The following is a 14,391-nucleotide window of genomic DNA, read 5'->3' as shown; positions in this document are numbered from 1 at the left end:
AATGCATGCCGGGTTATTGTCGGTGTGCACTGCCATGTGGCTCTGCCCTGAACTTGTCCAGACGAAGTCTATGGGCTCCAATATCCCTGCTGATAACCGGTTGTATGCAGACTATATGGGATGGGACAAGCTTACCGAAGATGGCTGCTGGGGGAAATTTGAAGAAGGCAGCTACACCGATCAAGAATTAAGTGAGAAAGGCAGGCTGTTCTGGGAGACGTTCATTCATAAACGGAGTGAAGGGTTACTTCAGATTCTTGAGGAAGCCTACCGGAGAAAGATGGCGAAATAGTATATTCGTCCATCGGGCATGAATGATTATAAATGCTTCTACCCGCTGAATGCAAAGACCCCCGCCGTTTCCGGCGAGGGTCTTTGTTATATTCTCTGGGAGAGAATTCTTAATTATTCTGCATGATCAAGCTGAAAATAAGCTGAAAGCCTGTTAATCTACACGTTGAAACGTGCCACGAGACCCTGCAAACCTTGCGCCAGCATACTCAGCGCGCTGGCAGATGAAGCAATTTGTTCTACCGAAGCCATCTGCTCCTGCGAGGCAGTGGATACCTGCTGCGTATTCGCCGCAGTAGTCTCCGAAATCTGCGTAACCATGCGGATGGAGTCTACGATTTCCTCCGTAGCCGCCGTGATTTCTTCCACGGCCCCGGATACCTCCTGAACCTGTCCGGCCAGCGAATCAATCGAGCTGCGGATTTCATGGAAGGAATGTCCGGCCTCTTCAATGATATTAGTTCCGCTTTGCACTTCGTTCATGCTGTTCTTCATCACCTTCACTGCATGGTCGGCATCGGACTGGATTCCGGCCGCCATCTCGGCAATCAGATTGGCGGATTCAGCTGACTGTTCGGCTAGTCTGCGCACCTGATCGGCCACTACCGCAAATCCTCTGCCCTGCTCTCCGGCCCGCGCCGCTTCGATCGTCGCATTCAGCGCCAGCATATTCGTCTCCGAGGCAATCCCCTTGATCACTCCGACAATGCTGCCAATTTCCTGTGACCGCTTCACGAAGCCCATGACCTGGTGCGAGAGGGACTGAATGGATTCGTTGATGGAATCCATCTGACGGCCGGCGGACTGCAGGGAGTGATCTCCGGCAACCGCATATTCGGCAGAGCGCAGCGAAGCTTCAGAAATATCCTGCACACTGGAGGCAATCTGCTGAATCCCGGCTGACATTTCAATAATCGTATTCATGTTGGTCTGCAGATCATTCATCTGCCGGCCCGTTCCGGTGGCAACTTCGCCCATAATCCCGGCAATCTTCTCAGTCGCTTCAGCAGTCATCCCGCTATCAGCGGTCAGCTTGACCGAAGAAGCGGCGAGGCCGGCCGCAGAAGCATTTACCTGGCCGATCATCGCCGCCAGATTATCGGTCATTTTATTGAAATTCAGGGCCAGATCACCAATCTCATCCTTCGTCCGCACACTCAGCTTGCGGGTCAGATCGGCATCGCCGTCTGCAATCTCTTTGAGCTGCTTGTTCACATTACTCAGCGGCTTCAGAATCCGTGCTGACATCACGAACGCGATCAGCGCAGCCAGCAGGACAGATAGTCCCGTGACTCCCATACTCGTAACCATAGACGAGCTGCGGTGGGTAGCCGCCTGACTCTGCTCCTTCGCAATCTCTTCATGCAGCATATTCTCAAATACAAGCTGTGAATCGATAATGGTATCCAGAGAGAGCGTCGTGAACGACTTCTGGGCTTCCGGGAAATTCCCGTCTTTGGCTAAGGCAAAAGCTTCCTCCAGTACGGCCAGATAATTGTCCCATTCACTCTCCAGATTCGTAATTCCCGCAAGCTCAGCTTCGTTCAGGCCCGCACCCTTCAGTTCTTCCGCCGCCGCCGTAATCTGCGGGATCATCGCTTCATAAGCAGTCAGGTTGGCCGTTCTTTCCTCATCCGTATTGCTCATGACATACCTCGCCGCCAGCCCATCTGCTGTACGGATATCACCGGTTAACCCCTGCACCAGTGACAGCTTGCTGTAATTACGGTTGATCTGCTCCGTAAGCATGGTTACCTTCCCCTGAAATAATGTGCTGCCCGCGATTGCGATAATGAACACGATAATAACGGCGGCGAACCCCGACATGATTTTGGCACGTATCCCTCTAAGTCTGTTGAACATCATGAATTCCTCCACTCCATATGTAAGCTATACTGCATAACCCCTGCCCTTAGGGGCTTATACACTATGTATCCTGCGTGTATCCACCTGCATGCACGCTCCATGCGTCTGGTGCTGGCCCGTCCCTCCTTAAGCATGTTGCTAATCTTTTCCTCATGCCTGTATCTTACGTTCCAATCCTTAAACCAATCTGAAATGGAGCTGAGCATTCGCTGAAACAATGCAGAAGCAGCTGATCCGGCTCTAAGGCAATGTATGTTTCAGCAGGAGATTGCGGCAAATATAAGAATCGTGAATTACAGTAACATACCTCCATAGCAGCCCATTGTATTCGGTTTTTCGCATACATTGGCCCGATTACCTCCATGGCAGCACATTGTATTCGGTTTTTCGCATACATTTGGCCCGGTTACCTCCATGGCAGCACATTGTGTTCGGTTTTTCGCATACATTTGGCCCGGTTACCTCCATGGCAGCACATTGTGTTCGGTTTTTCGCATACATTGGCCCGATTACCTCCATGGCAGCACATTGTATTCGGTTTTTCGCATACATTGGCTCTCCTTTGGCCCGGCTTCCGGGGGATTCAGCGGGATTCCTGATGCAAGAGCAAAATCACCCTTTTTGCATAAACAACACAAAAAAACCGCCCCCCCGGCCAAAGGCAGGAAATGACGGTTTTCTGGAAGAGTACTCTATGCGTTAAACTTCTATAGCTATGTAAGTAGGTTGCTGTCATTCACCCAGGTTTGCTCAGTCTCGCTAGAGTTCACTTAGATTCATTCGTACAAATTCCCGTTCGCAAGCATGGCGAGCCTCTCTTCATCCAGCACAATTAGCCGGCCGCGCCTGCGTTCAATGATCCCTTCTTCGATCAGGCGGCGCACCACCCGGTTCAGATGACGGTAGCTTGTCCCCAGCAGATCGGCAGTCTCTGTCAGGCTGGAGGTGCGGATCTCCTCCACGCGCTGAGCGCCGGTGTTGTCCGAGAAGAGTGACATCAGGTAGCTGGCGAAGCGGTTCTCCACCGGATACAGCACATTCATGGCCGAGGTCTGGCCCAGCGTATACAGCTTATGGCTCAGCTCCCCGACGAGGAAGCGCAGCAGCGCCGTATTGTCTTCGAACTCTTTTAGCAGCAGCTTTCTTCCGGCCACCAGCAGCAGGCTGTCCCCCACCGATACCACCTCATTCTTGACCGGATACTGGCGCAGCAGCTCCACATCCCCGATCACCGACATCGGCCTGGCGAACCGGACCAGCATTGATTTGCCGTTAGGCAGCAGCGTATGAATCTTCAGCTTGCCCTGCACCAGAATGAACATGCTCTCCAGCCGGTCGCCCACCGAACACACTGCTTCCCCGTCGCTGTAGCGCCGAAGCTCCATCTGGGCAATTGCGCCGCTGCTGAACATTGCCGTAAGATTATTCTGCTCCGCAAGACTGCGTACCGCCTCCGGATTTACTATCGAATTCATGCCGTTCTTCCTCTCCCGCCGTGTAAAGTCAAGCTTATGTTCAAACTGTACCACAGCTCCAGGGCAAAGGGCTAACCGGCCTTACTTCATATCGGCGTCGTCCAGGCGGATTTCAGCTACAGTTGCATCCGGAGAACACCAGAATTCCAAAGTTACCCCTTGTTTGTGATCAATGTATCCGATAATATCTGCGGTCTGCTCATTGCTTTTGTAATACTTGCTTCCATACAGGTCAAGCACACTTTGTTTGCTGTCTCCGAGTCCGATGCCTAAGGCTGTATGGAGCGGATCATCCGAACGGTTATTATCCGTGGCGGTGATCATGATCCGCTTGATCATTCCTTCATCCGGGCCGGAATGAACTGAGGCAGTGACAAGACCGTCCTCCCAATGATAGTAATCATACAGCTCATTATCCTCTTTACTTAACGGGCTGCCTAACTGCTTAAGCAGATGACTGTCATTAATATTGTCATGCAGGTTCACACCGCCGATCGCTTCGCGGGCAAGGTCTGTGGAAGACGTCAGCTTTTCGGAATATGCCGAGAACTGATAGACACCGAAACCCGCAATGATCACAGCAATCAGAATAAATACTATCCGTTTTATCCCCATATTAGTGTGCAACGCCCTTCTCAAAATATTGTTCCAGTTCCCTACGCTCCTGGAATTTAGCTAGATTGAAGGATGGCCAGCTCTTCAGCGGGTCTGACCGGTCAGACAACCGCCTGTGCAGCGCTTCGTCAAGAATACCTTTCTCCTGCCTGCTGAACTCAATCAGCTCCGGAACCACATCCGCGGACAGTCCGGCCAGATAATTGGCATCCAGGGTGCCGCTTGCGGCGTACCGCTGAATATTCTGCCTGGCGATAATATGATCCATCCCGATATAGTTCATCAGCACATAAGACAACAAACCGAGCACGATGTAACACTTAAGCAATGGGAATTCTGCCCGGCTGATCCGCACCGCAGCCAGAACAAGCAGCAGCCCGAGGAAGATCATGAAGGCATGCACCAGGAAGCGGATATAGGTATAACCATACGCTTCTTCATACAATGTCAGCCGGGAGTATGCAGAGTAGAGCATGACCATGGAGCACAAAACCAGAATATAGAGCAGAATCTGAATTACCCGCTTCAGCCCGCCGCCTGCTTTGCGCACCGCCAGCAAGGAGAGCAGCAGAATAGCGAAATTGATCGCTGTCACCAGAATCAGCTCAAAGAATCCGCTCCGCGCATAATCCGCATACGTCTTGCCATCCGGCAGAATGCCTTCCCAGGCCCCGAACAAATACGAGAATTGCACGCTCACAAACAGCATGTATACGGCATTGATTACCGCCAGAACTGTAGTAATGATGATGGGATCATCAACGCCGATGCTTTCCTCTTCCGGTTCGGTCACATCCTGCTCTGTCAGAGCATCCAGCCCGCTCGGCGGATAGGTCCGGATATAGGACTTACTGTCAATGAATCCCCACACAAAGCCGAACATCCCGAGTCCAAGCAGAATAATCCACAACGCCCTGCTGATCCATTCGCCAAAGGAGATATTATCAAAGTAACCCGGGAGCTCTGACAGCAGCCGGTTGAATACCCCATCCGCCGTGGAGAGAAGCGAGGTGACGATGAGCAGCAGCGGAAGGGAAATCAGCAGCCCGATCACCACACGGATCAGAACCTGCTTGCGTTCATTAGACACTCCGCCCTGTCTGCGGCGTAACAGTTTCACTGCAGTATTCCAGTGGCGCAGGCTCTGGGGGAAGAAATGCTCCAAAGCCGCTCCGATCAGCCCGAAGCCGCTCCAGGCGGGCAGGCGGTAACTGAACATATAAGTCATATGTAATAGAATCAGCGCCGGAATGACAAGAAAATTAAGCCCGAAGAAAAACCAGTTGCCAAACAGTGCGTACGTCAGCGACAAGAGTAAGACCGAACCCATCCACATATAGCTGAACCAGTTGTGCTTACGCAGCTTCTCCTTGCCGAAATGGAGCATAAAGGCGTAGAACAGCACTACAAAAATCGGGTAAGAGATTCCGGGCATCTTGCCGTAGAACAGGTACTGATGCACAAGCGCAAGCAGAAACGCGGCCAACAAAACAACGCGCGCAAACCCCGGTTTGGATACGGTTTGATTGTCCATGGTAAATTCCTCCATCTTTTTACTTTCCTACCCTGATTCTAGCTGATAAAATAAGAAGAAAAAGAGAAATATATTATTATTAATTTCCTATTTTGTGAAAGGAGAACCCTATAAATGAAGCTACACAGTCAATTTCTGAAGCTGCATTCGCATCATGGAGGCCCGGCAGAGGTCCTTGTTACTCTCGATGAGCTGGCCTTGACCCTCGGCTGTACCCACCGCAATGCACTGCATGTGATCCGCAAAATGGTAGAAATGAACTGGATCACCTGGACGCCCAGCCGGGGACGGGGGCGGCGCTCCAAGCTGGTGTTCCTCGCAGCCTCCGAGGATATTGCCCTGGAATCCATGATGCAGGCCATCAGCAGCAAGGATATCAGCAGCGCTCTGGAGGGAATCCGCGGACATGCGCGCACCTCCGCCCTGCAGGATACACTCCAGGGCTGGCTGCTGGCTTACTTCGGGCATCATGCCGAGATGCAGAGCGACAAGCGGATTGATACGCTACGGCTGCCGGTCACGCAGCAGCTGCATACCTTCGATCCGCTGTATATGAATCTGCTGGCAGAGTCTTTTGTTTCCAGCCATGTCTTCGACGGTCTGGTCGGCCGCAGCGGCGAACGCGGCAAAGTGATCCCCGGTCTGGCCCATGCCTGGGAGACCGACGAAGCCCGTACCGCGTGGACCTTCCATCTTCGCAAAGAAGTCCTGTTCCATCACGGCAAGGTACTGACCGCCGAGGACGTAGTCTACTCATTTGAACGGATGATGTCTACCTCACAGCGGACGCTGTACAGCTATATTTTCAAGGAAATCCAGGAAGTTAGAGCACTGAATGCCTCCACCGTCCGCATTCTGCTGAAGAAGCCGAACGAGCTCTTCCTCCCGTTCCTCTGCACCAGCCGGGCGGCGATCGTCCCCCGTGACCTGCAGTCCATCGGTGAGAATGTATTTGGACGAAGACCTGCGGGAACGGGGCCTTTCAAGGTAGTGGAGATGAGCGAGGATACTTGCGTGCTGGAGGTGTTCCCTTATTATTTTCAGGGGCGGGCTCATCTGGACCGTGTGGAAATCATCTATGTACCCTGGGGGCTTGCGCCGGGCCCCTCCGAGACAGGTTCGGGCTTCCATGTCATTCCGAATCCGCAGGCAGCAGGTACCGGCTCCCTGAGCAAGATTCATTCCGAATCCTCGGTACGCAAATTCGTCACCTGCAACACCAAAAAAAAGGGACCGCTAAGCGATCCCCTTCTCCGTGCCGATATTCTGTCCTGTCTGCATGAAGCTCCCCGTGAACCTTTCACGCATTCAGCCGGTCTTCCGGCGGCAGCACTGCAGATTGCCACCATTCCGCAGTATGCCGGGGACGCTGAATACATTGCAGCAAGGCTGAAGCAGCACGGATATGCCTGTAAGGTGGTCTCCGTATCCCCGGAGGAATTCAAGGGACCGATCCGCCTGCAATCGGATCTGATTGTCTTCTCTCTGCTCCGTGATCAGGATGAACAGCTGCGGCTGTACGATCTGTATCTGACACTATCGCAGCATATTGAGCCGCGCACCCGCGCCGACATTGAAGGCAGACTGCATATGATCTCCCGGGAGCCTGACGCCGCTGCCCGGACAGAGGGCTTCAGGATTATCGAGGACAGCCTGACCCGGGATCATCAGCTGCACATCCTGTACGAGAAGCCTGCCGAGACGGCTTATCTGCCCTCTGTCCGTGGCGTTACCTTCAACAGCCAGGGCTGGGTGGATCTGCGTCACCTTTGGTTTCCGCCGGAGCTGTAAAGCTAATCTAAGCTTCGCCCGCCTTGGATGCGGCCTTTTCAACACTCAGATTTGTATCTTGTTCATGCCTGCTGGCAGTGTAAAATCAAGTCTGAAAGAGGACTAAACGCACCCTTTATTCTCTGCCGGGCAAACTGCCCGCAAGCCCTCTGCCCACCAGATTGGCGGATACCGGCTTCCTGCCCAGCTCCCTGGACCATACAGAGAGCTGGCCGGAATGATGAATCTCATGAGCGATAATATGGCGCATAATCTCACCCCAGGCATCCTCAATTACCCGTCCATCCGCCCGCTCATCCTTCAGTATGTTCTGCTCCAGCCCCTCATGCCACGCCAGCACGAACTGCTCTACCTCCGGCCGGAACCTTGCATCCAGCTCCCTGATCTTCTGCAGCGTGTTATATTCCGGGAAATCTGCCCGAAAATCAGGCTTCCCCTCCATATCCCGGATCCAGCTCAATTCCACATCGATAATATGAACCAGCGTCTTCAGGATTCCGCCCATTCCGCCGGTCCGTTCCTTCAGCAGTTCTTCCTCCGGCAGCTCCTCACACCATTTGTACCATTCCTCGCGGACCATCCAGTTATAACGGAATAATGTTTGCATAGGCTGCCTCCTGAATTGTAATGTAATTTTGAATTTCCGGCATTCAACGTACTGTTTCCATGTTCAGTTTGCTCTCCGTCTGACACTGTAGAATCTCAGCGCTGTCGGAACGCCCTTAATCTCCAGGATACCGCTATAGATCAGTTCTCTTACCCTATATTCGAAAAAAGAGTCCCCGATACACTGGTCGCAATATCCCAGCGCCTCTCCAACTAACCGGGCTGATTTCAGGAATCCGTCATCTCCGGAAGGCGGCTTCAGGTAGTCCAGCTTCTCCAGCAGGTAGCTGTCATAATAATCAGCCGGCACCTCAAGCACAGCATCCTCTTGCCATATCCGCAATACCCGGGACTGTTCTGAGATGTTCTGCCACTCCAGGTCCAGCCGCGTGATATCCGCAGCAGTAAGCCTGTTGCCGTCCTGAATGCGCAGCAGCGCCTCCCGAAGCTTATCGGCCGGAATCTCACCGGAACTACGGTATTTGATGGAGGCATCCGGAGTGTTGTACAGCTCTTCACAAGTTGCACAGGCATCACATACCACAATCCCGCTCTGTCTGCTCCCCAGCAGATGAACAGCAAGACGCAGCCCGGTCTGCTCATTAGCATTACCGCTGGTCCAGATCACGACCTGAGCCTGTTCAGGAATCTGCTCCAGCTTATCCATAAGCTCCGAATACATTTCTTCGCACTCATCAGAAGCGGTAGTGTATCCCACGATATTCTGGAAGAACCATTCACTCCGGGCCTTCCTTCCCTCCGGCGAATCCAGCTGGCCCAGCGGACCTATGGCATAATTCTCCCGCAGTGTAACAAGCTTGTGCGAGTCTGTCCAGCCTAGCCCTGTCAACGCTTGCTTCATGCCTCCGGCGAAGGAATCACCGCACACGATATGCACATGGGTACAATCAGGTGAGGGGTCCCAGAATTCCCGCTTTTTGGGAGTATCCATCAGACTGGTGTAGTATCCCAGCAGGCTGGCAACCGGTCCGGCGATATGTTCATCAAGCGGTGCTTCAAGCCGCTCACTCTGTTCCTTTAACCGCTTGATCTGCGCCAGAATCCGCATGAAATACAAGTGTACTTCATCTTCCTTCAAGCCGCTAACAGCGTTTACGATTTCCTGCATATCTTTCATCATCTGATTCCACCTTTGTTCAGGTAATTATATGGGGGAGCGGTCAAGCAGCCTCCCTTTGACAAGCAAATAAAGCGGGGGATAGGGCGATTGCTTCTGAGCGGTAACCAAGGTGAACCCGTCCTTCCCGACAGCCGGTCTTTCCCGTTTCTGCACCGGGAACTGGACTGAATCTTTGAACACCACATATGCTGCCACATCCGCTGCTCCTGCCGGAATATCATGTCCGGTTATATTCTGCGACTTGACAGTAAAGCTGCCCTTTACCTCGTCATACGTGTACGAGACAGGACGGAAAGCATCGTTGCTGATAATCGCCCCCGGCGGTGCTCCAAAGGCGCTTCTCTCCAAATCCTCTATCGCTAATTTAATAATATCCGTCTGCATCAGAGTGTCCCCTGTCAATGTATAGAGATGATTACTCTGATCCCATTTACTCACGATGCCCAAACTGCCCGCCAGTACACTGACCGGGATGAACATCGAATTTTGCTCCAATACCGGAATCGTATCCATGGAGCGGGCAACCCCGTTAACCGAAACAGACTTCGACCTAATCGTGAACATAACTGTTACATCATCCATCCCGATTGTAGCCGTTTTACTTTTGGCATCGTAGCTGACCTTCGCCCCGAGCAGCTCGCTGATCGAGCGCAATGGAATCATCATTCGTCCCTGTGAATCCACATAAGGCGCCTTCGGTGCCGTATAGACCACATAATAATCGTTGATCTTGAGCAGCACCGGATATTCCTTGGCTGCGGCCTGCACCTTCCCCGCACTACCCCCTATTAATAACGCCAAGCTCATTCCCGCTGCCAGCAGCCCCGCCAGTAGCTTCTTTGTCTGCTTCATAGTATAAATCATCCTCTCATTCTGCTCCGGTTGAAATAATGTAGCGCTCCCGCTACTGCGGCTCTTGTTAAGTTAACGCATGCAACGATTAAACTAGTACCCGTATCAGGTTAAACCTAATGACAAAACCTTGGTAAATCGCCTGCTGAGGGTTGCCGTGACCCGATTACGGTACACCTCCGTTACGCTTAACTGCACTTTGTACAACTAAAACGTCTGATTTACAAACGATTCTCCGTTTAGTTGTATTTCGTACAACTAAAGAGTCCATGTATATGGGTTCTCACCCATTCAAGCAAATTTAGTTGTACAAACTACAGTTAAAAGAGGCGAGTCTACCTTTTCACTGTTTTTAATTGTACAGAATACAACTATTGCTGAATTCCGCTTGAGCGAACACCGCTCCAGCCGCCAAATTCGGGTTGAATGTCCGCAGTTTAGCAACTCATCTTATCCCTCCCCCCCTAATTTAACCCTCGTCTAGTAAAATAAGCAAGCGAAAGAGGCAAGCAGCATCCTTCCTGCTGCTTGCCTCTTTCGCTGATCACTTGCCCTTCCTTGCCCACACCCCATCAATCAATTGAACTTGAGTCTTTCCCAATTGGGAAGAGTGGCGGAAGAGATGTTTGGAACTGTAGGAGCGGTAGCGTCCGCCTTTAGATTTGAATTTCTACCGCAACCAATGCGGCTTAAATCAGGAAATTCAAATATAACAGCGGCTGGAAGTCCAAACTATCTCTGCAGCCAAGACTACTCCCAATAATAGGAAGGTTCTATTTCAATTCATTTCACCGACCCGATCATCCCAGCCACAAACTGCTTCTGCATCACAAAGAACACCAGCGCCGTCGGGATCGTGCCGATCACAATCGCGATCATAATCATGCCGTAGTCCGGGGCGTAGCCCGAACCGAGAGTTGAGATCAGGAGTGGCATCGTCTTCGTCTGCGGGGTCTGCAGCACGATCAGCGGCCAGAGATAATTATTCCAGCTCGACATGAATGTGATGATTGCCCCGGCGGCGTATGTCGTTTTCATGGTGGGCAGATAGATACGCAGGAAGATGCCCAGCTCGCTGAGCCCATCCATCCGTCCGGCCTCCAGCAGCTCCTTCGGGAACATCTTCGTGCTCTGCCGGAAGAAGAAGATCAGGAATGCCGTCGTGACCGTAGGCAGGATGACCGAAGTCATCGTATCAATGCCCATCCACGGGAACACATTCGAGATCTTGCCGAACATCCGGTACAGCGGAATCATCAGCGCGGCGAACGGAATCATCATCGACAGCAGCAGGATGTTGAACACAATATCCTTCGAGCGGCTGCGGAAGACTTCGAAGCCATAACCGGCCAGCGAGGCAATCAGCAGCGCCAGCAGGGTGGTGGTTATCGAGATTTTAGCAGAATTGATCAGGGATAACTGCAGGTCTGTGGTGTCCAGCAGCTTCTGGAAATTATCCAGCAGATGTGTTCCGGGCAGCAGCCGTCCGCGGGTGACGTCAACCGACTTGTTCGTGGAGCTGACCACCATCCATAAGAACGGGAAAATCGAGACAATGGCCGCGATGCTTAGGAACAGATACATGAAGAAACGTTTGCTCTTAGCCATTTTTATCACCTGCCACTTTGAACTGGATGACCGACAGCAGCGCAATCATAATCACGATGGAATACGATACAGTGGCTGCATAGCCGAAGTCCGCTGAATATTTGAACGACAAATTATAAATGTACTGGGAGATCGTCTGTGTTGCATTTCCCGGACCGCCCTTCGTAATATTCATGACCTCATCGAACAGCTGCAGGGTACCGATGGTGGATGTGATCGAGGTAAACAGGATGATCGGCTTCAGCAGCGGGACAGTAATTCCGAAGAACTGCCGTGACGCCGAAGCCCCATCAATTCTGGCGGCCTCGTAGATGGAGCTATCAATATTTTGCAGGGCGGACAGATAAAAAATCATATTGTAGCCCGTCCAGCGCCAGGTGATTGCGATAATAATCGTAATTTTGGCCCAGAACGGATCGGTGATCCATTCAATCGGGACACTGACCAGATGCAGCTTCAGCAGCATGGTATTCACCAGCCCGTTGCCGGCGAACAAATACTTGAACACTACCGAATAGGCAACCAGCGAGGTTACACAAGGCAGGAAGATTGCCGTCCGGAAAAACCCTTTGAATTTCAGCTTGCTGTCATTCAGCAGCACTGAGATAAACAGCGCCAGTACAATCATCAGCGGCACTTGAACCAGCAGATAGATGAAGGTGTTCTTCACGGAAGTAAGGAATGTTTTGTCTGAGAGCAGCCGTGTATAGTTATCGAATCCGGTGAAGGTAAGATTGCTGCCGGTGCCTGTCTGGAACGACAGAATCAGCGCCTGGAGCATCGGGTAGAAATAGAAGACGAAGATCAGAATGACCGCAAGCAGGACGAAGGACCATCCGGTCAATACGCTTTTGGTACGGATACTCACGCTCGCATTTGTTTTTTTCACATCGGCCCAGCCCCTTCATGGTATTCAAGTAGAAACGGCTTTGCCGTCCTTTTTTTGGACGGTACCGTTTCAGCGAGAAAGATAAGGATAATTTATGCGCGGAGCATATAAATTCTTATCTTTTAAAATAAACCCCGGACGCTGCCCCGCCCTCCTGAAAGCCCGGAAGCCGCAGGCCACGCCCAAGGTTTACCTGTGTGCAAGACTCAGCTATTTAATCTGTGATTCAGCCTGGGCCTGGGCATCGCTCAGCACACTGTCAATGTCCTTGCCGTTCAGATAGTTCTGCATTTCTACAATGAGGATGTCTTCAATTGCGTAAGTATTGATACCGTAATTGACACTTGGAATCTGCTCTGTCCAGGCGGCGAAATCCGATACAATCTTCTGGCCGCTGAAGAATTCATTGGCCTGGCTGTAAGCTTCTCCGCCCGCTGCCGCTTTGAAGGTACCGATAACACCGATGTCTGTGAGCAGCTTCTGATACATTTCCACATTGGAGCCGAAAGTCTTTGCCATGAAGTCAGCTGCAGTTTCCTTGCCGTCCACATTCATCACATACCATGAGCTTCCGCCGAGATTCGAGGCATGAACCGATTCATTCGCAGTCAGCTTGGGAAGCGGTGCGATCCCCCATTTGCCGGATTGTGTAGCTTCAGCTGTGATCGATGGAGTGATCCAGTTACCTGTCGGTACCGAAGCGACGTCCCCGCTGTTCAGAGCAGCTACGAACTGGCTCCAGTCCGCATGCACCTTAGCCACATTGGATTCCATAATTTGTTTATAGATTTCAAACGCTTCCTTCAGCGGCGCATTGCCGGCAATATTCGGCGTCTTGCCGTCTTCCTTCAGATACCATTCACCGGCGGATTGAATCATCACACGGATCAGTCCAAGGTCGTTCGGGTCCAGTGTAATCAGCGCCTTGCCGGTCTTCTCTTTCACGGCTTTGCCGATTTCAATATATTTGTTCCAGTCAATATCCTGCAGATCGGCCAGCTTGTAGCCTGCCTGCTCCAGATAATCGGTTCTGACATAGAGTCCGGTTACGCCGGAGTCAAAAGGAATTCCGTACTGCTTGCCGTCCAGGCTGGTCGGACCGCTTTTGTAATCCGCGAAGTCAGAGCCTTTGATCGAGCCGCTCAGGTCGTAGAAGGAATCCTTATACGATTGCAGGAAGCTCTGGGAACGGTAGTCCTCAATCAGCACGATATTCGGCAGGCCTTTGGTTGTTCCAGAGTTCAGCCCAGTGTTCAGCTTCTGGATAATATCAGCCTGTGCATATTCTACAATGTTGATTTTTACATCAGGGTTGGTTTTGGCATATTCCGCTTTGGCCACTTCCAGTGCGGCAATATTGAATGCAGGGTCCCAGGCCCAAATTGTAATTTCTTTTGCCTGAGCAGGTTCTGTGGTTGCTGTGTTTCCGGCTGTTCCGGTGTCCGCAGCTGCATTCCCTGTGTTCTTGGAGCCGGAGTTAGAGTTCGAATTGGAGCTGCAGGCAGTAAGCATAAGCAGGCAAATCAGCAATAACGCAATGCCTTTTTTCATTTGTAATCCTCCCCTTTGATGCGCTTTTATGAGTTCCGCTTCCATGTAAGCGCTTATTTATTACATAAGTAATCTTATCATCCGCGTAAGAGGACCCGTTAGAACTTACTTTATAGGGATTTGTCATTTTATCGCCTTATTGTAAGCGCTACCCATCTGCAATTTGTTCTTT

Annotated in this window: 12 protein-coding genes; 2 read left to right on the top strand and 10 right to left on the bottom strand. The window is 51.7% G+C overall.

Annotated elements, in window-relative coordinates; all coding sequences use genetic code 11:
• The first annotated feature begins 1 nt into the window (after window position 1).
• Window positions 2–292: a hypothetical protein gene (locus tag P40081_RS39340; RefSeq protein ID WP_231575351.1), complete on the top strand. Its 291-nt coding sequence runs from the start codon at window positions 2–4 to the stop codon at window positions 290–292.
• 158 nt (window positions 293–450) lie between these two features.
• Here the strand turns inward: P40081_RS39340 and P40081_RS13850 are convergent, their stop codons facing one another.
• The 4 genes from P40081_RS13850 to P40081_RS13835 all read right to left on the bottom strand — a co-directional run bounded on the left by P40081_RS13850 (window position 451) and on the right by P40081_RS13835 (window position 5,781).
• Window positions 451–2,157, bottom strand: coding sequence for a methyl-accepting chemotaxis protein (locus P40081_RS13850; protein ID WP_081969945.1), 1,707 nt, complete (start codon window positions 2,155–2,157; stop codon window positions 451–453).
• A gap of 776 nt (window positions 2,158–2,933) precedes the next feature.
• Entirely contained in the window at window positions 2,934–3,632 is a 699-nt protein-coding gene (locus tag P40081_RS13845) for a Crp/Fnr family transcriptional regulator (RefSeq protein ID WP_042136194.1), read from the bottom strand.
• Between the two features lie 81 nt (window positions 3,633–3,713).
• Window positions 3,714–4,247, bottom strand: a complete 534-nt coding sequence (locus P40081_RS13840; protein WP_042136192.1) for a hypothetical protein — start codon at window positions 4,245–4,247, stop codon at window positions 3,714–3,716.
• A gap of 1 nt (window position 4,248) precedes the next feature.
• Window positions 4,249–5,781 (bottom strand): DUF4153 domain-containing protein, encoded by a 1,533-nt coding sequence (locus P40081_RS13835; protein ID WP_052422187.1) that lies wholly within the window; start codon window positions 5,779–5,781, stop codon window positions 4,249–4,251.
• A 114-nt stretch (window positions 5,782–5,895) separates the two neighbouring features.
• Between P40081_RS13835 and P40081_RS13830 the strand changes: the two genes are divergently transcribed.
• Window positions 5,896–7,572, top strand: coding sequence for an ABC transporter substrate-binding protein (locus P40081_RS13830; RefSeq protein ID WP_042136189.1), 1,677 nt, complete (start codon window positions 5,896–5,898; stop codon window positions 7,570–7,572).
• A gap of 115 nt (window positions 7,573–7,687) precedes the next feature.
• Here P40081_RS13830 and P40081_RS13825 read toward each other — a convergent pair whose 3' ends face one another.
• From P40081_RS13825 to P40081_RS13800, 6 genes are all read right to left on the bottom strand, one after another.
• Complete coding sequence (locus P40081_RS13825) at window positions 7,688–8,179, bottom strand: DinB family protein (protein ID WP_042136186.1); 492 nt, start codon at window positions 8,177–8,179, stop codon at window positions 7,688–7,690.
• Between the two features lie 63 nt (window positions 8,180–8,242).
• Window positions 8,243–9,319, bottom strand: a complete 1,077-nt coding sequence (locus P40081_RS13820) for a DUF1835 domain-containing protein (RefSeq protein ID WP_231575350.1) — start codon at window positions 9,317–9,319, stop codon at window positions 8,243–8,245.
• A 24-nt stretch (window positions 9,320–9,343) separates the two neighbouring features.
• On the bottom strand, window positions 9,344–10,171 hold the full coding sequence (locus tag P40081_RS36385) for a stalk domain-containing protein (protein ID WP_052421815.1): 828 nt from the start codon (window positions 10,169–10,171) through the stop codon (window positions 9,344–9,346).
• A gap of 783 nt (window positions 10,172–10,954) precedes the next feature.
• Window positions 10,955–11,779, bottom strand: coding sequence for a carbohydrate ABC transporter permease (locus P40081_RS13810; RefSeq protein WP_042136184.1), 825 nt, complete (start codon window positions 11,777–11,779; stop codon window positions 10,955–10,957).
• Window positions 11,772–12,668: a carbohydrate ABC transporter permease gene (locus P40081_RS13805; RefSeq protein WP_042136182.1), complete on the bottom strand. Its 897-nt coding sequence runs from the start codon at window positions 12,666–12,668 to the stop codon at window positions 11,772–11,774. The genes P40081_RS13810 and P40081_RS13805 overlap by 8 nt, the downstream gene beginning before the upstream one ends.
• Before the next feature lie 210 nt (window positions 12,669–12,878).
• A complete protein-coding gene (locus P40081_RS13800; protein ID WP_039297147.1) occupies window positions 12,879–14,219 on the bottom strand; it encodes an ABC transporter substrate-binding protein in 1,341 nt (446 codons plus the stop codon).
• Between the last annotated feature and the right edge of the window lie 172 nt (window positions 14,220–14,391).

Source organism: Paenibacillus sp. FSL P4-0081 (assembly GCF_000758565.1).
Taxonomy (GTDB): Bacteria; Bacillota; Bacilli; order Paenibacillales; family Paenibacillaceae; genus Paenibacillus_AQ; species Paenibacillus_AQ phytohabitans.
Note: the sequence above shows the minus strand (reverse complement) of the source record. Positions and strands in the feature narration are given on the sequence as shown.

Excerpts from the sequence above, each read along its gene's own strand:
- P40081_RS39340 (WP_231575351.1), top strand. The coding sequence starts at position 2 with ATGCATGCCGGGTTATTGTCGGTGTGCACTGCCATGTGGCTCTGCCCT.
- P40081_RS13850 (WP_081969945.1), bottom strand. The coding sequence starts at position 2,157 with ATGATGTTCAACAGACTTAGAGGGATACGTGCCAAAATCATGTCGGGG.
- P40081_RS13845 (WP_042136194.1), bottom strand. The coding sequence starts at position 3,632 with ATGAATTCGATAGTAAATCCGGAGGCGGTACGCAGTCTTGCGGAGCAG.
- P40081_RS13840 (WP_042136192.1), bottom strand. The coding sequence starts at position 4,247 with ATGGGGATAAAACGGATAGTATTTATTCTGATTGCTGTGATCATTGCG.
- P40081_RS13835 (WP_052422187.1), bottom strand. The coding sequence starts at position 5,781 with ATGGACAATCAAACCGTATCCAAACCGGGGTTTGCGCGCGTTGTTTTG.
- P40081_RS13830 (WP_042136189.1), top strand. The coding sequence starts at position 5,896 with ATGAAGCTACACAGTCAATTTCTGAAGCTGCATTCGCATCATGGAGGC.
- P40081_RS13825 (WP_042136186.1), bottom strand. The coding sequence starts at position 8,179 with ATGCAAACATTATTCCGTTATAACTGGATGGTCCGCGAGGAATGGTAC.
- P40081_RS13820 (WP_231575350.1), bottom strand. The coding sequence starts at position 9,319 with ATGATGAAAGATATGCAGGAAATCGTAAACGCTGTTAGCGGCTTGAAG.
- P40081_RS36385 (WP_052421815.1), bottom strand. The coding sequence starts at position 10,171 with ATGAAGCAGACAAAGAAGCTACTGGCGGGGCTGCTGGCAGCGGGAATG.
- P40081_RS13810 (WP_042136184.1), bottom strand. The coding sequence starts at position 11,779 with ATGGCTAAGAGCAAACGTTTCTTCATGTATCTGTTCCTAAGCATCGCG.
- P40081_RS13800 (WP_039297147.1), bottom strand. The coding sequence starts at position 14,219 with ATGAAAAAAGGCATTGCGTTATTGCTGATTTGCCTGCTTATGCTTACT.